The organism is Mycobacterium sp. TY815, from assembly GCF_030755135.1.
In the GTDB taxonomy this organism is placed as follows: Bacteria; Actinomycetota; Actinomycetes; order Mycobacteriales; family Mycobacteriaceae; genus Mycobacterium.
The window spans coordinates 4,425,594-4,445,116 of the sequence record NZ_JAUFRX010000001.1 but is presented as its reverse complement, the minus strand read 5'-3'; the positions used below and the strand labels follow the sequence as shown (position 1 = coordinate 4,445,116).

At 65.5% G+C, this 19,523-nt stretch carries 18 protein-coding genes; 10 read left to right on the top strand and 8 right to left on the bottom strand.

The window, feature by feature from the left end; translation table 11 throughout:
• Window positions 1-74: 74 nt before the first annotated feature.
• On the top strand, window positions 75-758 hold the full coding sequence (locus tag QXK92_RS19455; protein ID WP_306243933.1) for a transporter: 684 nt from the start codon (window positions 75-77) through the stop codon (window positions 756-758).
• On the top strand, window positions 755-2,173 hold the full coding sequence (locus QXK92_RS19450; RefSeq protein ID WP_306243931.1) for an FAD-binding oxidoreductase: 1,419 nt from the start codon (window positions 755-757) through the stop codon (window positions 2,171-2,173). The genes QXK92_RS19455 and QXK92_RS19450 overlap by 4 nt, the downstream gene beginning before the upstream one ends.
• A gap of 48 nt (window positions 2,174-2,221) precedes the next feature.
• Here the strand turns inward: QXK92_RS19450 and QXK92_RS19445 are convergent, their stop codons facing one another.
• Window positions 2,222-3,976: a PPE family protein gene (locus tag QXK92_RS19445; protein WP_306243929.1), complete on the bottom strand. Its 1,755-nt coding sequence runs from the start codon at window positions 3,974-3,976 to the stop codon at window positions 2,222-2,224.
• 284 nt (window positions 3,977-4,260) lie between these two features.
• Here QXK92_RS19445 and QXK92_RS19440 point away from each other — a divergent pair, with 284 nt between their 5' ends.
• Window positions 4,261-4,776 (top strand): hypothetical protein, encoded by a 516-nt coding sequence (locus tag QXK92_RS19440; protein ID WP_306243927.1) that lies wholly within the window; start codon window positions 4,261-4,263, stop codon window positions 4,774-4,776.
• Here QXK92_RS19440 and QXK92_RS19435 read toward each other — a convergent pair.
• A complete protein-coding gene (locus QXK92_RS19435; protein WP_306243925.1) occupies window positions 4,766-5,260 on the bottom strand; it encodes a TspO/MBR family protein in 495 nt (164 codons plus the stop codon). The genes QXK92_RS19440 and QXK92_RS19435 overlap by 11 nt on opposite strands.
• Window positions 5,261-5,368: 108 nt before the next feature.
• Between QXK92_RS19435 and QXK92_RS19430 the strand changes: the two genes are divergently transcribed.
• Both QXK92_RS19430 and QXK92_RS19425 read left to right on the top strand, forming a co-directional pair.
• On the top strand, window positions 5,369-6,097 hold the full coding sequence (locus QXK92_RS19430) for a hypothetical protein (protein ID WP_306243923.1): 729 nt from the start codon (window positions 5,369-5,371) through the stop codon (window positions 6,095-6,097).
• Between the two features lie 103 nt (window positions 6,098-6,200).
• Complete coding sequence (locus QXK92_RS19425; protein WP_306243921.1) at window positions 6,201-7,415, top strand: cytochrome P450; 1,215 nt, start codon at window positions 6,201-6,203, stop codon at window positions 7,413-7,415.
• 22 nt (window positions 7,416-7,437) lie between these two features.
• Here QXK92_RS19425 and QXK92_RS19420 read toward each other — a convergent pair whose 3' ends face one another.
• Complete coding sequence (locus QXK92_RS19420) at window positions 7,438-8,472, bottom strand: zinc-binding dehydrogenase (protein WP_306243919.1); 1,035 nt, start codon at window positions 8,470-8,472, stop codon at window positions 7,438-7,440.
• Between the two features lie 105 nt (window positions 8,473-8,577).
• Between QXK92_RS19420 and QXK92_RS19415 the strand changes: the two genes are divergently transcribed.
• Window positions 8,578-9,354: an SDR family NAD(P)-dependent oxidoreductase gene (locus QXK92_RS19415; protein ID WP_306243917.1), complete on the top strand. Its 777-nt coding sequence runs from the start codon at window positions 8,578-8,580 to the stop codon at window positions 9,352-9,354.
• Here QXK92_RS19415 and QXK92_RS19410 read toward each other — a convergent pair.
• Window positions 9,335-10,555: a cytochrome P450 gene (locus QXK92_RS19410; protein ID WP_306243915.1), complete on the bottom strand. Its 1,221-nt coding sequence runs from the start codon at window positions 10,553-10,555 to the stop codon at window positions 9,335-9,337. The two genes, QXK92_RS19415 and QXK92_RS19410, sit on opposite strands and share 20 nt — an antisense overlap.
• 154 nt (window positions 10,556-10,709) lie before the next feature.
• On the opposite strand from QXK92_RS19410, the gene QXK92_RS19405 reads away from it, so the two are divergent.
• Window positions 10,710-13,994, top strand: coding sequence for a LuxR C-terminal-related transcriptional regulator (locus QXK92_RS19405; protein WP_371934524.1), 3,285 nt, complete (start codon window positions 10,710-10,712; stop codon window positions 13,992-13,994).
• On the opposite strand, the gene QXK92_RS19400 is transcribed toward QXK92_RS19405, so the two are convergent.
• Complete coding sequence (locus tag QXK92_RS19400; protein WP_306243913.1) at window positions 13,991-15,082, bottom strand: aldehyde reductase; 1,092 nt, start codon at window positions 15,080-15,082, stop codon at window positions 13,991-13,993. The genes QXK92_RS19405 and QXK92_RS19400 overlap by 4 nt on opposite strands.
• Window positions 15,083-15,216: 134 nt before the next feature.
• Here QXK92_RS19400 and QXK92_RS19395 point away from each other — a divergent pair, with 134 nt between their 5' ends.
• Window positions 15,217-15,408, top strand: a complete 192-nt coding sequence (locus QXK92_RS19395; protein WP_306243911.1) for a DUF4262 domain-containing protein — start codon at window positions 15,217-15,219, stop codon at window positions 15,406-15,408.
• A gap of 10 nt (window positions 15,409-15,418) precedes the next feature.
• Here the strand turns inward: QXK92_RS19395 and QXK92_RS19390 are convergent, their stop codons facing one another.
• Both QXK92_RS19390 and QXK92_RS19385 read right to left on the bottom strand, forming a co-directional pair.
• Window positions 15,419-16,447, bottom strand: coding sequence for a fused (3R)-hydroxyacyl-ACP dehydratase subunits HadA/HadB (locus tag QXK92_RS19390; protein WP_306243909.1), 1,029 nt, complete (start codon window positions 16,445-16,447; stop codon window positions 15,419-15,421).
• An 86-nt stretch (window positions 16,448-16,533) separates the two neighbouring features.
• Window positions 16,534-17,202 carry a DUF998 domain-containing protein gene (locus QXK92_RS19385; protein WP_306243907.1) on the bottom strand — a complete coding sequence of 223 codons (669 nt, stop codon included), beginning with the start codon at window positions 17,200-17,202 and terminating at the stop codon, window positions 16,534-16,536.
• A gap of 78 nt (window positions 17,203-17,280) precedes the next feature.
• Between QXK92_RS19385 and QXK92_RS19380 the strand changes: the two genes are divergently transcribed.
• Window positions 17,281-17,910: a TetR/AcrR family transcriptional regulator gene (locus QXK92_RS19380; protein ID WP_306243905.1), complete on the top strand. Its 630-nt coding sequence runs from the start codon at window positions 17,281-17,283 to the stop codon at window positions 17,908-17,910.
• On the opposite strand, the gene QXK92_RS19375 is transcribed toward QXK92_RS19380, so the two are convergent.
• Entirely contained in the window at window positions 17,892-18,518 is a 627-nt protein-coding gene (locus tag QXK92_RS19375; RefSeq protein WP_306243904.1) for a dihydrofolate reductase family protein, read from the bottom strand. The genes QXK92_RS19380 and QXK92_RS19375 overlap by 19 nt on opposite strands.
• A gap of 142 nt (window positions 18,519-18,660) precedes the next feature.
• Between QXK92_RS19375 and QXK92_RS19370 the strand changes: the two genes are divergently transcribed.
• A complete protein-coding gene (locus QXK92_RS19370) occupies window positions 18,661-19,476 on the top strand; it encodes an SDR family NAD(P)-dependent oxidoreductase (RefSeq protein WP_306243902.1) in 816 nt (271 codons plus the stop codon).
• Window positions 19,477-19,523: the final 47 nt, after the last annotated feature.

The window sequence follows — 19,523 nt, the reverse complement described above, 5'->3', positions numbered from 1 at the left end:
TGCGCGCTGTCGTTGTGACTGCGATTGCGGCTGGCGACAGTTGAGCCAACTGCACTGCGAAAGGAGTCGCGGCAATGAATGAATACGTCTTCCTCATCGCCAATGTCTGGTTGGTTGTCGTCGGCTATTTCCTCGGGTGGAAATTCATCCGGAACTACGGCAACTACCTGCTCGGCCTGGAATGTTTTGTCGTCGGGATATCAGCCACCAACTTCCTGGTTGGGTCGCTACTCGGTGCAACCGCAGGCATCCCCTTCCAGATTTCGTTCTTCCTCGACGCGTTCTCACGGTCGGTCGGCTTCACGCTCATCCTGGTATTGGGGCTCATGGTGGTTACGCACCGCTACAAGCCGACCATTGCCGTCGAAATCGGCGTCTTCGGGCTCGCCGTCGCCGCCGGCCTGTGCCTCCGGAAGTTCCACGACGAGACACTCCACGTCATACCGGCAACCTTATACGTCGTGGTCAACCTGCTGACCACGGTGTTCCTCACCTACTTCGTTGTGAGGCTCTGGGGCGTTGGCGAAAAACGGCTGGCCATCTGGGCGGCGTCTGTCACCGCCGCGGCGACCGCCATCGCGATCACCTATGACTTCTTCCCCTTCGCCTTCGACGACGAGAACCGCACGTTCTTCTACACCGCCGCGCTTGCCACGTGGGGAGCCCAGGGCGTCGTCTACTACCTCGCGTACCGCGCGCTGCACGCCCACCTGACGACAGATGTTGAACCGACACAGAAAGTGAGTGCGCTGTCATGACAATCGACGAAGTGGAGTACAGCACCTTCAGCGGCTGGATCGACCCGCCCACCGACGTCCAGCCCGCCCTGATCGGCGACCTCACGTGTGATGTCGCAGTGATCGGTGGCGGTATGGGCGGCATGGCGACGGCACTTCGGCTCGCCGAGCGCCAGCAGGATGTGGTGCTCTTGGAGGCGGAGTTCTGCGGTTACGGGTCCAGCTCCCGCAATGGCGGACAGATCGCGGGCGCGCCGGGTGGGGACCTGCGGCTGCTCAAGCTCTTCTACCCCAACCAGATTCCGGGCATGGTCCGGCTGGCCGACAACGCGGCACAGTTCGCCGAAGGCCTGATCCGGGACCACGACATCGACTGCGATTACGAGCCCAACGGGATGGTGTTCGGCGCAGTGTCGCGCGTCCAGATGCTTCGAGTCCGTGCCTGCGCCGCGATTCTGAGGGGCGCGGGCGGCCGTGGACATGTCGGCACGAGCGAGGAGCTAGGGATTCCTCGCGCGTTCGTCGGGGGGATGCGCGAGGGCGTTGGTGGGATGTTGAATCCCGGCAAGTTGAGCCGCGGTGTCCGGCGTGCGCTGTTGTCGACATCGGCTCGGGTATTCGAGCAGACCAAGGTCACCGATGTCTGGCGAGACGGCGGAAAGGTCGTGATCTCGACCCCTCGTGGCACAGTTCGTGCGAACAAGGTAGTGCTCGCGACGAACGCCTACTCCGGCGAGTGGGACATCACTCCCAAGCGTCTTTCGGTGCCCGCGTGGATCATCGAGGTGGAAACGGAGCCGATCGCGCCGGAGCGCCTCGCCGCACTGGGATGGAGCAGCCGGTCGGGAGTGGTGACGCAACACCAGATCATGGAGAACTACCGCCTCACCGAGCGCAACACCATAGTGTTCGGCGTCCGACGCCTCGAGCGCGGCAAGAAGTACCCGCTCCCGGTGAAGGCGCCCGATCCGGGGCTCGTCAAGGAACTCGCTACCGCTTTCGCGACGCGGTTTCCTTCCCTGGCCGACGTGCGAGTCGCGCGGGCATGGGGAGGCTGGATCGCGATCACCTCGTCCTGGCTTTCGATTGCCGGACAGCTCGGCGACAATGTCTTCTACATGCTCGCGTGCAACGGTCATGGGCTGACCCAGGCGCCGTACGTCGGGTCGCTCATCGCGGACCTGATCGTCGACGGAAAGCGGCACGAGGATCTTCAGGGCATCTGGAAGGACGAGCCCAAGTTTCCTCCCTTCGTGATGCTGGGCCGGCTCGGACTGCGCACCGTCTGGGCGGTGGACCGCCTCTGCGATCTGTTCAACGGCAGCAAACGCAACGCCCGTCGCGCTGCCGTCCGGTGTGCTGAACCTGATTCTGCGGCTGTTGTCGAAATGTCCACGCCGACAACGCTTCTACCTCCGGCAAACTACCCGCAGTAGTGTTACGGCAAATGGAAACGAGGGGCGACGCTGGGCGCCTGCCCACGGTCAGCTCGGTCGGATCGCCAGCTTGCTCAGACTGAACATGAACGAATTGCCGATGCCGGAATTGAAAAGACCCGAGTTGAAGCCGCTGAACCAGCCCGCCGGGAAGCCGCCGATGGCGCCGGTGAGGCCCGTGTTGAAGAAGCCGGAGCTGACCCCGTTGATGATCCCACCCCCGCTGGCCGTGTTGAAGAATCCCGACATGCTTCCGCTCTCAAACCAGGCCTGCGGGTCGGCGCTGTTGCCGAATCCCGAGGCTCCGCCGCGAGCGTTGTTGCCGAACCCCGAGTTGCCCGTCGCGCCGACGGCCACTGATCCCTGATCGATGGCGCTGCCGAAACCGGTGTTCAAGGTGCCGGCATTCCACGCGCCGGTATTGGAGTGACCGGAATTGCCCCAGCCGGTGTTGGTCTCCCCTGAATTGAGGAATCCGGTATTGACGTTGTTCCCGTTGAGGGCGCCGGTGTTGATCGACCCGCCGTTACCGAAGCCGGTGTTCAACAGACCGGAGTTCCAGAAGCCGGCGTTGCCGGCGCCCGCGTTGCCCACGCCGAGATTGCCGGTGCCAGAGTTACCGACGCCAAGGCTGTTGAGCTGTCCGGGAAATACGGTGTTTGTGCCGGAGCTGAACATGCCGACGTTGCCGTCGCCGGAGTTGAAGAAGCCGACGTTGTTGTGGCCGGAATTGCCGAAGCCGATATTGCCGTTGCCGGAGTTGAGCAGCCCTGCCAAGTTGATGCCCACCTGGTTGTCGCCGGTGAGGCCGATGCCAATGTTGTTATTACCGGTGTTGCCGAACCCGAAGTTGCCGGTGCCGGAGTTCCCGGCCCCGACATTTCCGCTGCCGGTGTTCCCGCCGCCCACGTTCCCCTCGCCGCTGTTGCCCAGGCCGACGTTGCCGTTACCGGTGTTACCCATGCCGATGTTGTTGCTGCCTCGGCCCGCGTGGAAGGTGTACAGGTCGGGATTGTTCAAATCGGCCGGGCCGCCATTACCGAAGCCGATGTTCCCGTTCCCATTGTTGCCGAAGCCCCAGTTGCCGACACCGACATTGCCGGCGCCGACGTTGCTGTTGCCCTGGTTGCCACCACCGACGTTGTTGTGACCCGACTGCGCGGACGTGAGCGAGCTGTTTCCGTCGCCGCTGTTTCCCATCCCGATGTTCCCCGAGCCGGTGTTACCGCTGCCGATGTTGCCGTTGCCTTTGTTCCCGAAACCCAAGTTGGGCAGGTTCTGGACGACTTGCGCCAGTGCGCTTGGTAATTGCTCCGCCGCGGCCACCGCTCCGGCGTGATAGCTGAGCATCGCTTCGACATCGGTGGCCCACATCGCTTCGTATTGCGCCTCGGCGGCCATGATCGTCGGCGTGAGCAGCCCGAACCAATTTGACCGAACCAGCTGTCCAAATGCTCTGCGGTTGGCCAAGATTGACAACGGATGCACTATCGCCGCCCGCGCGGAATCGAACGCGCTGCTCACCATCTCCGCCGCTCGGGAGGCCCCCGCCGCGTGGCTTGCGGCCTCACTCAAGTACGCCGTGTACGGAGCGGCGGCATTCACCATCGCCGTCGCGGCCGGGCCCGCCCATGCCTCGCCCGTCACCCCGGTGATCACCGAGGAAAAGGACCCGGCCAGCTCCTCCAAAGCCTCGGCCAGGGAGGCGTAGGCGCCACTCGCCGCTGCCATCGGCGCCGATCCCGGACCCGTCAGAAGCAGAGCGGAAATGGTTTCCGGCGGAGCCGTCAGAAAACTAGTCACGGTAGAACCCCCATCACTTCCGGCCGCACCCGTCGAAAGCGGTGCCGCAATGGTTTTCGTCGACACGATGCGACTGTGACCCTGAGTCTTCGGTAGGGTGCTCAACTCTGACTGAGTAGTGGGGTACTCGACTTTGTGCCCTGGCTTCTTAGTTTGGGCCGGCGCACCCCGGCCCTCCGATGACACCGGCATCGCGCCACAAGCCGTCTCGACTTGTCAGAGGGCGGGTTTAAGCTACGGGCCTGTTTCGAGGCTGGGTTTCAGGGGTCCGGAGAGGAGTAATGATGGCAGCCAGGGTGTTCCGGGAAGACGACGATAACTACCTGGACTGGCTCGCTCCGCACCGCGATCCTCCCCGCGCAGGAATCCCTCGCTCCGTCGACATCGTGCGCGATGCCGTCAAAGCCAGTGGTGGCCTCGGGGAGCCGTGGTGCGTCGACGGGGACGGTGCGATACGCGTCGGCAATTTGATGCTCGTGATCGAAATGGATGACCTCGGCTGGATGATGATGGCATACGCGATCGACGGCGCAGAGGCGGACTTTCGCTCAGTAGTCGCTGCGGAAAGCGGCAACCCTGTGCGGGTGCTCACCGATTGGCTGCGAGCCGCGGCGGGCACGATGAGTTGGAAGCGCGTCGAGTCGGGCGTGTACAGCTCCGGCGGTTATGTTGTCGGCAGGCTCGATACCGGGGAATGGTTCGCCGAAGGTCCTGGCGTTGATCAGTGCTTCGACCACAAGAACGATGCGCAGGCTGCGTGCGCGGCTGCCCGCAGTCATGCCGGACTGGTCAGTTATTGAGTTGCCACACAGCGAAATTCAGGCAGAGGGCGAACGTGGTCCAGAGAAGGTAAGGCACCAATAGCCATCCGGCGACGGCGCTGCGGCGAAAGAACAGCACGACAGTAGTCACCAATAAGACCCACAGAATGGTGATGTCGATCAATGCCACGCCGCGCCAGCCGAGCCCGAAAAACAAGGGGGTCCAGGCGGCGTTGAGGGCCAGCTGTCCGCAGTAGGCGCCCAGAGCACGCCGCGTTGCGCTGATGGGCCCACTGCGCCACACCAACCAGGCCGCCACCGCCATCAGCACATAGAGGGTGGTCCATACCGGCCCGAACAACCAGGACGGGGGTGCCCAGGACGGCTGCTTCAGCCGGCCGTACTGTTCGGCGCTGTTGGCGGCGGTCAGCCCACCCACCGCGGAGGTGAGTGCCACCACGAGCAAGGACAAGCCGAGTGCGACGACGTTCCTGGCGCCCGCGCGGTTGGCGACATCTACCATGCGACCACGGTAGCGACTGCGTTCGGCCGCCGAAGGCCGGGTGATGGAACCACCGATCCCTTTGCCGGGATTGCCCACGGAGACGGCACCGAGCCATACACTTTCCGCGTGAACATCACCAAGCTCATCGCCGACGTAGCAGCAGTGCCTGTGCGGGCCGGCGTCGCGGTGGCCGACGCCGGACTCGCCGCCGCGGCCATGGCGCTCGGGAGTGTGAAAGAGGCCCTGGGTGAGGATGGCCCGAAGACGGTCGACCCGATCACCGACCTTTTTCCGCTGCGGGGCGCACTCGTCGGTGCCAATCGCGTTGCCGAGTTGACCGAGAATGACCGGGCGATGGGGCGCGCCCTGGTCCGCGGCGGCCCGGCCGACAAGCTGATGCGGGAAGGTGGTGTCGTCGACCTGTTGACCGCGCCCGGCGGATTACTCGACCGGATCACCGTCGAAGGCAGTGCGCTGGAACGGATCCTGGAGCCCGGTGGGCTCGCAGATCGGCTGCTCGCCAAGGACGGGCCGTTAGAGCGGATGTTCGCCGAGGACGGCATTGTCGAGCGGTTGTTCGCCGAGGACGGCATCATCGACACGCTGCTGGCAAAGAATGGACCTCTGGAACAGTTCGCCGAGACGGCGGAAATCTTGAGTCGGTTGTCGCCCGCCGTCGAGAGGTTGACGCCTACCGCCGACACACTCGAGGCCGCGGTCGACACCATGAACAGGATGGTCAACTCGCTGAGCGGCATCTCCGAACGCCTTCCGCGGCGGCGGGCGACGCGGACGGCTGTGCGTGCGAAGCGAACCGTGGACCAGGAAGCGATCGAAGAGTCAGCCAAGGGCTGAGGGCGCCTCTCCTCGGAGTCGGCCGCTGACTCACCATCCGTCACCGGAGCTAATGTTGCGCAAGGGTCGGACGACCGGCCCCTCAGTTGCTACCGTCCACGCCATGACCGCCAGCATCGACCCCGTCGACTTTTTCGGCGACGCGGCAATCCAGGATCCGTACCCCCTGTACGCCCGGTTGCGGAACGACGGCGGCGTTCACCGCGTCGGCGATTCGGATTTCTACCTGGTCAGCAGTTGGCCCGGGATCACCGATGTGGTCAACCGCCCCGAGATCTTCTCCTCGAATTTGACCGCGACGATGACCTTCCGCCCAGACGAAGGCGTCGTCCCTTTCCCGATGGACGGCGTCGGCGGGCGCACCCACATCCTGGTCACCGCCGACGACCCCGTACACGCGGTACACCGCAAGTTGATGCTCGGGCAGTTCACGGCCAAGCGTGTGCAGTCGCTGCAGCCGCTGATCGCGGAGATATTCGAGAGTCTCTGGGCTGCGGAGACCGATGACGGTGCCGTCGAGTGGATGGACGCCATCGCGAACCGTTTGCCGATGATGGTTGTCGCCGAACTGATCGGTGTCCCCGAAGCCGACGCCGACCAGCTGGCGCGATGGGGTTGTGCCAGCACCCAACTTCTCGACGGCCTGATGTCCACCGACGAACTGGCCGCGTCCATGTCCGCCATCAGCGAGCTCAGCGCCTACATCTCAACGCGCCAGCAGGTGGCCGCGACCAACCCGGGTGACGACTTGATGGGCGTGCTGGCCAGGGCCTGCGCGGCGGGCGACCTCGACACCTTCACCGCGCTGTTGATCCTGGTCTCGTTGTTCAGCGCCGGCGGCGAGTCGACGGCATCGCTGTTGGGCACCGCGATGGCGATCCTGGCCACCGACGCCGACCTGCAGAAGCAGCTGCGCGCCCAGCCGGATCTGCTCGGGGTGTTCATCGAGGAGACGCTGCGGCTCGAGCCGCCGTTCCGGGCGCACTATCGCCACGTTCTGGCCGACACCGAACTGGCGGGCACCGCACTGCCCCAGGATTCCCGGGTGCTGCTGCTGTGGGGTGCGGCCAACCGTGACCCCGACCATTTCGAGAACCCCGACGACTTCCGGTTGGATCGTCGAATCAGCAAGGGGCACATGAGTTTCGGCAAAGGTATTCACTTCTGCCTGGGCGCGCCGCTGGCCCGGCTGGAAGCGGTCACCGTGCTGCGGATGCTCTTGGAGCGCACCGAATGGATCGATGCCGCCGAGGTTGGTCCGTGGTTGCCCAGTGTGCTCGCACGCCGTCGCGAGTACCTGCATCTGACCTACAAGTAAGGGCCGGCCAGCCCCCCTCGCGTCAGGAAACGGTCACCATCACCTTGCCGCACTCGCGGCTCTCGGTGAGCAGTTGCAGTGCCGCGTCGACACTGCCCAGCGGGAATCGGTGAGTGATCAGAGCCGAGAGATCCCGGCGGGCCAGCAGGTCGACGGCGTCACCGAACCGGGTCGGGTACTCCATCGAGCCGCGGATCGTCAGCTCCTTCATCAGGACGCTGAGGAAATTGACGGGCACCGGCGCGTAGTGCAGGGCCACGACACTGATCCGCGCGCCGGGACCGGCCCGGTCGATGAGTTCGGTCAGCACCGCATCCGACCCGGTTGCCTCGATGAAGGCGTCCGTCGCAGGGGCGTGTCCATAGGCCAGCGACCGGGTGCCGTGCAAGCGCCGCAGTTCCCGCCAGACCTTGGTGTCGTTGGGATCGATCGACGCCGACGCACCGAGACTCTCGGCCAGCCGGCGGCGCTCCGCCGACGGGTCCACCCCGACGATGCCGCTCACGCCGCGGTCGGCCAGCGCGGCGATAGCCGCTAAACCGATTGGGCCGCAACCGAATACCGCGACGTTGTCACCCGGAGCGACGTCAGCCTGCTCGGCGGCGTGCATGCCAACCGCGACCGGTTCGGCGAGCGCGGCGACGTCCATCGGCATGCCATCGGGAATCGGGAAGAGCCGTTCGCCAGCGGCGGCATCCCGGACCAGCACCACGTCGGCCAGCCCGCCGGCCGCGCTGCCGCCACCGATTCGTCCCGACACGTCGTTGCCGGGATGGACGACGACCCGCTGTCCGGGCGCCACGCCGGTGACCTCCGCGCCGACCTCTCGCACTACGCCGGAGAACTCGTGCCCGAGCGGCATGGGCGCGCCGCCCGGTCCGGCCAGACCGCCGAGGCGGATGTAGCTGAGGTCGCTGCCGCAGATACCGCAGGCGTGGACTTCGACCAGCGCGTCCCGCGGCCCGCAGGGCGGCAGCTCGACGCAATCCAGCGACACCGTCCCCGGCGAATGGATGCGAACCTGCTGGATGTTGGGACTCAATGGCACAGAGCTCATGTGCCCGGGAGATTATGCGCAACGGGTGTCCGGGGCAAGCTCCGTTCGGTTATGGATGCAGATCAGGCACGGAGGAGCCATCCGCGAGTGACGTACTGTGCTCACGTGGATATCAATGGAGCTAGCGCAATCGTCACCGGTGGGGCCTCGGGTATTGGGGCCGCGACCGCCCGTCAACTCGCCGCCAAGGGTGCCCGAGTCGTTGTCGCCGACTTGCAGGCAGAACGCGGGCAGGAACTCGCGCACGAGATCGGCGGGGTGTTCGTCAGCGTCGACGTGACGAACACCGAGCAGATCGAGGACGCCGTCAACACCGCGACCGACCTCGGCCCACTGCGGGCGCTGGTCAACTCAGCCGGGGTCGGCTGGGCCCAGCGCACCATCGGCAAGGACGGCGAGTTCGCCTCCGCACACAACCTGGACGCCTACAAGAAGGTGCTCGCGATCAACCTGGTGGGCACCTTCGACTGCATTCGATTGGCCGCGACGGCGATGAGCCGCAACGAGCCCACCGAGAGCGGCGAGCGCGGCGCCATCGTGAACATGACCAGCGTCGCCGCCTTCGACGGCCAGATCGGTCAGGCGGCCTACTCGTCCTCCAAGGGCGGCGTCGTCGGCCTGACCCTGCCGGTGGCACGCGACCTGTCCGCGGTCGGCATTCGCGTCAACACCGTCGCGCCCGGCCTCATCGACACCCCGATCTACGGCGAGGGCGAACACTCCGAGGCATTCAAGGCGAAGCTGGGTCAATCGGTGTTGTTCCCGCACCGCCTGGGCAAGCCCGACGAGTTGGCGTCGATGGTCATCGAACTGATCACCAACTCGTACATGAACGCCGAGGTGGTCCGCGTCGACGGCGGCATCAGGATGCCACCGAAGTAGGTCCTACCGGATCGAATTCCATCAAAAGCGTTGTCGGACCGGATATTCCGACCATGGGCTTCCATGGCACAGTACCGATCCGGCGCGGTCGCCGGATGCGGCTGGTTATCACCCGCAGCGCCTCGACGAGCTCGACTCGTGCCAGGTGCGCCCCGAGGCAGTAGTGGACGCCGCCGCCGAACGTGAGGATCGGCGGCGGCGCGGTGCGGGTGATGTCGAGGCGGTCGGGATCGTCGTAGACGGCGGGGTCCCGATTGGCCGAAGCCGTGTTCGCCATGACGCACGTCCCGGCCGGGATGAGAAAGCCGTCGAGTTCGACGTCTTGGGTGGCGACGCGGACGGTGGTGAGGGCGATCGGGGTGTGCCGGATGAGTTCCTCGACGGCTTGCGGGGCCAACTGCGGGTTCTCGGCCAGCAGCGTCCATTGGTCCGGATGATCCGCCAGCACCTGCACGGCCGCGGCCAACTGATTGCGGGTCGTGTCGGTGCCGGCGTTCAGCAGAATCACGACCAGGTTGATTAGCTCGTCGTGCGTCAGGTGTTCGCCGTCGTCCTCGACGCGGATCAGTTCAGAGATCAGGTCATCGGTCAGGCACTGTCGCCGTGCGGCGATCAGGCCCTCGACGTAGGACTCGAGTTGTTCCCAGGCCCGCAGAATCGCCGGCGCCTGCTCGGCGACGTTGACGCCGAAGGCCTTGCTGACGTCGTCCGCCCAGCGGGAGAACAGGTGCCAGTCGGCGCGCGGTGCACCGAGAAGCGCGCAGATGATCGGCACCGGGAAGGGGCGGGCCAGGTCCGCGACGACGTCGCAGCGGCCGGCCGGGCAGGCATCGACGAGTTCGGTCATGACCTCGACGCACGCCGCGCGCATGCGTTCCGCCGCGCGGGGAGTGAAGGCACGTGACACCAGTCGGCGCAGCCGGTGGTGTTCAGCGCCGTCGAGGCTGATCAGAAGTTTCGTCACCCGGTCCCAAACCGGTCCGGACGTGATGCCCTGCACCGCGAGGCCGGCGCCCTGCGGCATGGCGAAGCGGGTGTCGCGCAGGACGGTGCGCACCAGGTCATAGGTGAGAACCTCGGGGCCGTAGGGGCTCGTTGCGATCGGTGACTGCTGCCGCGCCGATCGAAGGATGCGGTGAGCTGTCTCGGGGTCCGGAGCATCGTCGTAGCAGATCGCCGGTATCTCAAGGTCAATGGTCATGGCGTTGACTTTCGGCGGGAGCCGCTCACCGGGCATCGGCCAAGATGCCGAAATCCGACACATATGCAGACGCGTACGTGGCGATGCCGGAGTGCCCACCGCATTAGCCAATTGGCGGATGTTTTGCGCCAACTGGCCGAGCACGCTGGCTACCATGAGCGAAATCGACTGGAGCGACGTAGGCATGAGCGAGCTGCCAACCGGAACGGTGACGTTGCTACTGGCTGACGTCGAAAGCTCAACACAACTCTGGGAGACCGAGCCCGACGCCATGGTCGCGGCCATCGCCCGCCTGGACCAGTCGGTCTCCGACGCGGTTACCGCTCACGACGGGGTCCGGCCGGTCGAGCAGGGTGAGGGCGACAGTTTCGTCATCGCATTTGCCCGCGCGTCGGATGCCGTGGCCTGCGCAGTCGAGCTGCAGCGGGCGCCGCTGGCGCCGATCAAGCTGCGCATCGGCATTCACACCGGCGAGGTGCGACTGCGCGACGAAGGCAACTACGTCGGCCCGGCGATCAACCGCACCGCACGGCTGCGCGACCTCGGCCACGGCGGCCAGACCGTATTGTCGGCCACGACCAGCGAATTGGTCGTCGACCAACTCCCGGCCGAGGCATGGTTGACCGATCTCGGCAGCCATGTCCTGCGCGGTCTGCCGCGGCCCGAACGGGTGGTGCAGCTGTCTCATCCCGACCTGCGTAATGACTTTCCGCCGCTACGCACCGAAGGCCCGAGCCGCACCCATAATCTCCCGCCGCAGCTGACGAGTTTCATTGGGCGCCAAGCGGAAATAGCGAGCCTCCGAGAAGCCTTGGCTGCCGCGCGGTTGGTCACGCTGACCGGAGCCGGTGGTGTGGGCAAGACGAGGCTGGCTGTGCACGTTGCCGCTGAGATCGCCACCGAGTTCCCAGATGGTGTGTTTTACGTCGACCTGGCACCGATCACCCATCCTGATGTCGTCGCGGTGACGGCGGCACGTGCACTCGGGCTGCCGGATCAACCGGGCCGCTCCACGACCGACACCCTATTACGCTTCATCGGTGGCCGACGGCTGTTGATCGTGCTGGACAATTGCGAGCACCTACTCGACGCGACTGCCCGTCTGGTCACCGAGATGCTCTCCAAAGCAACAGGACTCACCGTCCTGGCCACAAGTCGTGAGCCGCTGGGAGTGACGGGTGAGGCGACCTGGCAGGTACCGTCTTTAGGTCTCGCCGACGAGGCTATCGCGTTGTTCACCGACCGTGCGAAGCTGGCGAAGGCCGGCTTCACCATCCCCGACGAGCACACCGCCGTGGTGGCCGAGATCTGCGCTCGCTTGGACGGCATGCCCCTGGCGATCGAGCTGGCAGCGGCTCGGGTGCGGACACTCACGGTAACGGAAATCGTTGACGGGCTTCATGACCGGTTTCGCCTGCTGACCGGTGGTTCCCGTACGGCCGTGCGTCGTCAGCAGACGTTGCGTGCGTCGGTGGAGTGGTCGCACGCACTGCTGACCGAAACTGAACGCGTCCTATTCCGAAGGTTGGCAGTGTTTCTCGGGGGGTTCGACTTGGACGCGGCCTTGGCGGTCGCGAGCGGCGATGCCATTGAGCGACACCAGATCATGGACCAGCTCACCCTGCTGGTAGAGAAGTCGCTCGTCGTGGCGGAAAACTCCGGCGGCCGGACGCGTTACCGGTTTCTGGAGACGGTCCGTCAGTACGCACTCGAGAAGCTCAGTGAATCCGGAGAGGGTGACGAAACCCGCTGTCGCCAGCGCGATCACTACACGGCGCTGGCCATACTCCTGGATGCGCCCGGGCGCACCGACTACGAGCAGCGCATAAAACAGGCCGAGATCGAGATGGACAATCTCCGCGCGGCATTCGCATGGAGCTTGGAGAACTCAGATCAGGAGCACGCACTGCAGATCGCCTCGGCATTGCAGCCGCTGTGGCACGGTCGCGGCCGGCTCTTGGAGGGATGCGCGTGGTTCGAAGCGGCACTCGGCGACGCGGATCACCCGGAGCTCGATCCCCGGACACTCGCGCGCGCCCTAGCCGACAAAGCCTTGCTGACAACGTTTGTCGATTACAGCGTGGATCCCGCCCAGCGGGCCCTGGAGATCGCCCGCGGGCTCGACGATCCAGCCCTCACGGCACGGGTCTTGACGGCCTGCGGGGTCAGTGCGGGTGGTGGCAATAATGACCCGGAGGCGGCCCGTGCCTATTTCGCCGAGGCGATCGGGCTTGCCCGAGCCGTCGGTGACCTGTGGAGGCTGAGTCACGTCTTGGCGCGACAGTCGAATACGGCCGTCACACTTGGTGACCCGATCGCAGCCAGGGAGGCAGCTGAAGAGGGACAGCAGCTTGCCGACGCGATAGGAAATCGATTCGACGCGCGGCAGTGCCGCCTCAGTCTCGCGATGGCGAGTCTGATGGAAGGCAATCTTCCGGTTGCTGTTCAACAACTCAGCATCGCGGTGGCCGATTGTGAGACGTCACACGACGAATTCCACAAGCCGCTCGCACTCATGGGTCTGGGCGTAGCCCAAGCACACGCTGGTGACGCGCAAGCGGCGTATGAAAGTGCCGATGCAGCAATGAAAGTCGCACCGGATGTTGGCGAGTACTTCCTGGGTATCGGCGCCGTGACGGTGGCGGCCGCCGCGCTGGCCGCCGGCGATGTTCCCACCGCGCAAAGAGCCGGCGAGGACGCGTGGCGATACCTCGCCCTGGCTCAGCCCGGGACAGCGGTCGCTCAGCGCGCGTTCAATGCTGTCGAGGCGGCGCGGGTACAGGGCGACCTCGACACCGCGCGCGGGTGGGCCGACGAGGCCGTCGCGTCCGCGAAGGGCTGGTATCTCGTCGTGGCCTACTTGTCGCGAGCGAGAGTCGCTGCTGCACAGGGCCATCGAGATCAAGCCGAGCGGGACGCGCACGATGCGCTGTCCTGTTCGACACACACGGGTGTGTACCTGCATCTCCCCGATATCCTCGAGTGTCTGGCTGGCCTGAATCGGAGTTCGGAGAGTCATCGCTCAGCCAGGCTGCTGGGTGCAGCCGAGGCGTGTCGCCAGCGGATGGGTGTGGTGCGGTTCAAGATCCACCAGGCCGACTACGAATCGGTGACTGATGAGCTGCGGGAGACCCTGAGCCAGAAAGATTTCGACGCAGCATGGACAGAAGGCGCCGCACTCTCCACCGAAGAAGTGATCAGCTACGCCCAGCGCGGCCGCGGCGAGCACCGACGCGCGTCCAGCGGCTGGGAGTCCCTGACCCCGGCCGAACTCGACGTCGTCGGATTGGTCACCGAGGGCCTGGGCAACAAGGACATCGCCGCCCGCCTCTTCGTTTCACCGCGAACGGTCCAAGCCCACCTCACGCATGTCTACACCAAGCTGGGCATCTCCTCGCGCTTCCAGCTCATCCAGGAAGCGGCGGCGCATGCCGACTAGAGTTTGGAGATTCCCGGAATGCGGTGGACCAGACCATCGTCGAGCATCTGCTGGAAGTGGTCGGTGATGGTCTGCTCGACCGGTCGGTAGGTCAAACCCAGCTCCTTGCGGCTGCGGGTGTTGTCGAATGCCAGGGGGTAGCCGACGTTGCGGTCGATGAATTTTCTGGTGAGTCCGACAACTGGAGCGATGGCCTTGAAGATCACCTTCGGTGCCGTCGTCCTCGGGAACGCGTAGAACGGGCCGAAACCCCGGCGCAGCACCTTGCCGATTTCCAGGAAGGTCAGAGTGTCGGCGTTGGTGATGTACCGTCCATGCGCCTCCGGGGTGAAACCAGCGAGCAGGTGGGCTTGTGCAACATCGCGAACATCGACTAGGCCCGTCGCCATGTCCGGCGCCCCGGCCAGCATGGTGCCGTCGTAGAACTGCTTCATCGTGCTCAGGCTGGCCGAGTCGCTGGCACTGGTCAGCGACGGGCCGAGTACCAAGCCGGGATGAATGGTGACCATGTCCCACCGGTCCTGTGCCTCCTGGTAACGCCAGGCCTCCCGCTCGGCGACCGTCTTGGAATAGGGGTACGGCTGGTGGTCGGCACTGCTGGTGGTGTTCCAGTGCTCCTCGGTGAAAACGCCGTGCGGGACATCCTGTGACTCGCGGGCGTCGCCGTAGATCGCGACCACGCTGCTGGTCAGTACCACGCGCTTGACGCTGTCGGTGCGGTTCACGGAATCGAGCACATTGCGGGTGCCCTCCAGCGCCGGACGGACCAACGCCTCTTCGGCGTCGGTGAAGCCGGAGATCAGGAACGGCGACGCGGTGTGCATCACGAGCTCACACCCCTGCATCGCCTCGTCGAAACTGCCGGTCTCGAGGAGGTCGGCCTTGAACAGCTTCAACCGGCCGGGATGGTCGTCGGAGAGCTTGTGCAGATGCTCGAGGCCCGACGTCTTGTTCGGGTTGCGCACCGTGCCGTGGACGGTATGCCCGGCTTCGAGCACCGTACGCACGATCCAGCTGCCGATGTAGCCGCTGGCGCCCGTGACAAGCACCGGCGCAGCAGGGTCGATGGTGGTCGAGGATCGGCTCATGGAGGGTGGTTCCTCTCTTGCGGGTGCATTGCAAAATGCTTCTGTTCGGACCCTAGCGTGATGGGCCCCGCGGACCTAGCGCCCGTCGCCCGGCATGCGACGGTCCGATCGCCGAAAACCTCGAGTTGCGTTGATTGACAAAGAAATTCGAGGTCGAACACCCCGGCGTCCACCTGACATTCGCGGTTCGGTTACGCGAGGCGCCTATTCGCGCGTTTCAACTGGTCTGGACCGATGATCGCCGCCGTTGGCCGTGGGACCGCGGGTGGAGCCACGGCAGGCTCCGGCAACCGGTCCTGGGCGTCCGCACCCCGCTGACCGGATGACAACCCAGCCTCAGCGGAAGCGGACGTTCATCGTCGCCAAACCGAAGATCTTCCGTCCGGCGGACTTTGCGCCGACGATGATGACACCAGTGCGGGTGTCGGGGTCCAAAGACTTGATCCGGCCACTGAATTCGATGTCCGCGCCCTCGATGGCCGACACGATGGCGGGCTGCGACAGCCGCACCGCGTAACGGGTCACCGCACCGGGGTCGCCGGTCCAGGCGGAGGCGAAGCCGGCACCCAGGCCCATGGTGAGCATGCCGTGGGCAATGACGTCGGGCAGGCCGGCCGCCTTGGCCAGGGTTTCGTCCCAGTGGATCGGGTTGGCGTCACCGGCCACGCCGGCGTAGTTCACCAGGTCCCCGCGCGACAACGTGGTGTGGCGCACCGGTAGTTCGTCGCCGACGTTCAGCTCGTCGAAGGACGGCGTGCCGGGCGTGCGCGCCGTGTCCTCGGCGAGCCGGACCTCACCCTCGGGGCGCACCGTCTTGACGTAGGCGGCATCGGCTTCGCCGGTATCGAGGATGTTGACGTCGTGCATCATCGCTTTCTGCACGGCCAGCTTGACAGCCGGATCGAAATCCTCGGCGGTGATGCCGACGACCGTGGTGTGCAGGGTGTGCACCCGCTCGCCGGCCGTATCGGTGTAGGTGTTGGTCACGGTGATCATGTCCCGGCCGGCGATCCTGCGCACGGACGTCAGTTCGACATCGATGCTCAGCTCGTCGCCGGCGACGATCGGGCGGTGCTGCTCGAAGACTTCCTCGGTCTGCAGGTAGGTGTCGTAGCCGACGACAACGGACTCGAACATGCGGCGATTGCAGGTCATGCCCGGCACCGACGTGAACGTCAACGGGGCGACCAGACCCGAATACCCGAGCTCGGCAGCGGCGTCGACGTCCCAGTGCGCCGGGTGATAGTCCTGCACCGCGCGGGCGTACTCGCGTACCTTCTCGCGGCCCACCTCGTAGGTGTAATCCATCTGGTAGTAGTGGCCGACCCGAGATTCGAGCGTCGACGCCTCCGCCGCTGTGGTCATAAGTGTTTCGCCCAACTGTTCTATCGGCTTGTTGGTCGAGGCCGACCCCAGCACCCTAGCGCGCCGACTCCGATCAAAACCCGCCGCTATGGCTGGCCGACGCCCCGGTACAGCCGGACCGAGATCGCCGACAGCCAGATCCACGCGAGCACGACAGCCGCGGTGAAGGCCAGAATCGAAGCCGGACCGCCGGCTCCGGAAGACAGCGCGAGGAAGGTGCCCGCGAACACCGCACCTGTGACGCGTGAGAACCAGGCCCACCCAGTGGCACCCGGCACTTGCGCGAACCATCCGCCGAGCACGAAGCACGAAGCGACCAGACAGAGGAAGCCGGCGCCCGCAACGGCGAAGTGCATCATGCCGTGCCAGCTGAGGTGACCGACGCCCGGAGGTGTGCCGGGCGGAAACCCGTCTGACGGGTCGGCGCGGAAGCCTGAGGCGACCATCAGGGCCAGCCCGTAACCACCGAGCAGGCCGGCCGCCCACGCCGAGCGCCGTCCGGGGCCGAGTGCCCGCCTGACGCCGACGGCCGCGGCGATCGTCATCGCGCCGGCGACCAGGAACGTGGCGACCTGTATCCACCCGAGATCACCGTTAGCGAGTTGACTGGCGGCGTGGCGGGTCGGGTCGTACCCATCGCGGGTCGCTGCCTGAACGGCGACCGACACCACATAGACGGGACCCGCGATGACGCCGTAGCCGAGCAGAGACTTCGTGACACGATCGGCAAGAGGTTGGCAATCGGTACTGGTCACGGCGGCCTCCATGTCAATATAGAACTAGACCGTACAGTACCCAAAACTAGACTGTCCAGTACTAAACGAAGGGTCGGCATGACCGAGCCAGTGGGCCGTTCGGCGCGCAAGCGGAAGAGCATCCTGTCCGCGGGCCAGGAGTTGTTCCTGGCCGGCGGCTACCACGGCACCAGCGTCGATGCGATCGCCGCGTCGGCCGCGGTGTCGAAACAGACGGTGTACAAGCACTTCGGCGACAAGCACGAATTGTTGATGGCCATCGTCGACGAGACTCTCGAGACGACGGTGTCGGCATTTCTGGACCGGGTGTCGGCGCTGGCGGACACCACTGATCTGCAACAGGATCTGACCGGGCTCGCCCGCGATTACTTGCGCGCGGTCCTGCAGGAACCCGTCGTGCAATTGCGCAGACTGGTCGTCGGCGAAGCCAACCGCCTGCCCGAGCTTGCGGCGCTCTATTACGACCGCGCACCGCGCCGCATGTTGACCGCCTTCGCCGAGTGCTTCGCCCGACTGGACCGGCGCGGGCTGCTTCAGATCCACGAACCCGACACCGCCGCAGAGCATTTCGCGTTCCTGGTGGTCGGCCGGTGCATCGATCAGGCGCTGTTCTGCGGCGGACCGGCGGTGGAGTCCGACCTCGACGTCGACCATCAGGCGCAGTCCGCGGTGCAAGTTTTCCTGGCCGGCTACCGGGCCGCAGTCTGACGCGCGCTCATGTCACCGGTCGCGGGCGTGCCGTCCACGAGCTCGTAACGCAGCTGCACCGTGCCGGTCGGGCCGGCCACCGGCGGTTCCAGGAGCCTCAGGTTCGTCGGTACCGCGCCGCCGTCGAACACCTTCTTTCCGACGCCGAGCACGATCGGGTGCACCCAGAGGTCCAGGCGGTCGAAGAGCTTTTCCCGCAGCAAGGTTTGCACCAGGTTCAGGCTGCCCACCACTGTGATGTGTTCATGCCGGTCCCGGATCTCGCGCACCGCGCCGGCCAGGTCCCGGCTCAGCTGTGTTGACCCCGCCCACGGCAGGTCGGGCCGGCCGCGCGATGCCACGTACTTCGGCACGCTGTTGAACAGCGTGGCGATCGGGCCGTCCTGGTGATGCGGCCAGTAGGCGGCGAAGATGTCGTACGTCCGCCGGCCGAGCAGCAGCGCGTCGGTGCCCTCGTAGGCGGCGACGACTTGCGCACCGCTGGTCTCGTTCATCAGCGGCGCCTGCCAGCCGCCGAAGGGAAAGCCGTCCGGGTCCTCGTCCGGACCGCCGGGTGCCTGACCGACCAGGTCGAGGGTGGAAAACAGCTCAATGTGGATGTGGCCCATGACTTTTCCTCATCTGCACGCGATATCTCGGTCAACGGGTCAGACCAGCGAACGTCGCCAAACTCATCGCCCCGGCATCCGATGAGATAGAACGGTAGGAGCTACCCGTTGCTTCACCGACGATGCCCAGAGGAGCTCAGTCATGCAATCCGTCAAAGGCACCAACGTCCTAGTCACCGGCGCCGCCATGGGCCTCGGCAAGCTGTTCGCCACCCAGGCCGTCAAAGAGGGCGCAGCGTCGGTGACCCTGTGGGACGCGAACGAGGCGGCGCTGAAGGAGACCGCAACCGAGTTGGAGGCGGCTGGGGGCACCATCCACTACGACACGGTCGACGTCACCTCACAGGAGCGGGTCGCCGAGGCCGCCGAGCAGGTCCGTAGCACCGTCGGCACAATCCACGTGCTGTTCAACAACGCCGGCATCGTGCGGGGCAACGGCTACTTCTGGGAGAACGAGCCACGCGACTTCACACTCACCGTCGAGGTCAACTCCATCGGCCCGATGCTGGTCGCCCGGGAATTTCTGCCGGCCATGATCCAGTCGGGCGCACAATGCCGGCTGGTCAACATCGCATCGTCGGCCGGACTCAACGCCATTCCGCGGATGGCCGCATATGCGGCGTCCAAGTGGGCGGCGATCGGCTTCTCCGATTCCGTGCGGCTCGAGCTGGAACAGGCCGGCCACGACCAGGTGAAGATCACCACGGTCTGCCCGACCTACATCAACACGGGCATGTTCGACGGCGCCAAAGGCATCCTGTTCACCCCCATGCTCGAGCAGGAGGACGTCGTCGCTGAGACGTGGAAGGCGATGCTGCAGGGCAGCCCGTTCGTCGTCATTCCGTGGACGTCCAAGATGAACAAGGTGCTCAGCGCCGTGCTGCCGATCCGGCTGCGCGACTTCTACCTGCGCCGCGTTGGCGTCTACAACTCGATGGACGAGTTCAAGGGGCACTGAGTCCGAGCCGTCGCCGAGGATTGGCGATTATCACAATTCGGCATTAT

Excerpts from the sequence above, each read along its gene's own strand:
- QXK92_RS19420 (WP_306243919.1), bottom strand. The coding sequence starts at position 8,472 with ATGAGCTCTGTGCCATTGAGTCCCAACATCCAGCAGGTTCGCATCCAT.
- QXK92_RS19375 (WP_306243904.1), bottom strand. The coding sequence starts at position 18,518 with ATGGGCCACATCCACATTGAGCTGTTTTCCACCCTCGACCTGGTCGGT.
- QXK92_RS19450 (WP_306243931.1), top strand. The coding sequence starts at position 755 with ATGACAATCGACGAAGTGGAGTACAGCACCTTCAGCGGCTGGATCGAC.
- QXK92_RS19370 (WP_306243902.1), top strand. The coding sequence starts at position 18,661 with ATGCAATCCGTCAAAGGCACCAACGTCCTAGTCACCGGCGCCGCCATG.
- QXK92_RS19400 (WP_306243913.1), bottom strand. The coding sequence starts at position 15,082 with ATGAGCCGATCCTCGACCACCATCGACCCTGCTGCGCCGGTGCTTGTC.
- QXK92_RS19380 (WP_306243905.1), top strand. The coding sequence starts at position 17,281 with ATGACCGAGCCAGTGGGCCGTTCGGCGCGCAAGCGGAAGAGCATCCTG.
- QXK92_RS19440 (WP_306243927.1), top strand. The coding sequence starts at position 4,261 with ATGGCAGCCAGGGTGTTCCGGGAAGACGACGATAACTACCTGGACTGG.
- QXK92_RS19405 (WP_371934524.1), top strand. The coding sequence starts at position 10,710 with ATGAGCGAAATCGACTGGAGCGACGTAGGCATGAGCGAGCTGCCAACC.
- QXK92_RS19410 (WP_306243915.1), bottom strand. The coding sequence starts at position 10,555 with ATGACCATTGACCTTGAGATACCGGCGATCTGCTACGACGATGCTCCG.
- QXK92_RS19425 (WP_306243921.1), top strand. The coding sequence starts at position 6,201 with ATGACCGCCAGCATCGACCCCGTCGACTTTTTCGGCGACGCGGCAATC.
- QXK92_RS19390 (WP_306243909.1), bottom strand. The coding sequence starts at position 16,447 with ATGACCACAGCGGCGGAGGCGTCGACGCTCGAATCTCGGGTCGGCCAC.
- QXK92_RS19455 (WP_306243933.1), top strand. The coding sequence starts at position 75 with ATGAATGAATACGTCTTCCTCATCGCCAATGTCTGGTTGGTTGTCGTC.
- QXK92_RS19435 (WP_306243925.1), bottom strand. The coding sequence starts at position 5,260 with ATGGTAGATGTCGCCAACCGCGCGGGCGCCAGGAACGTCGTCGCACTC.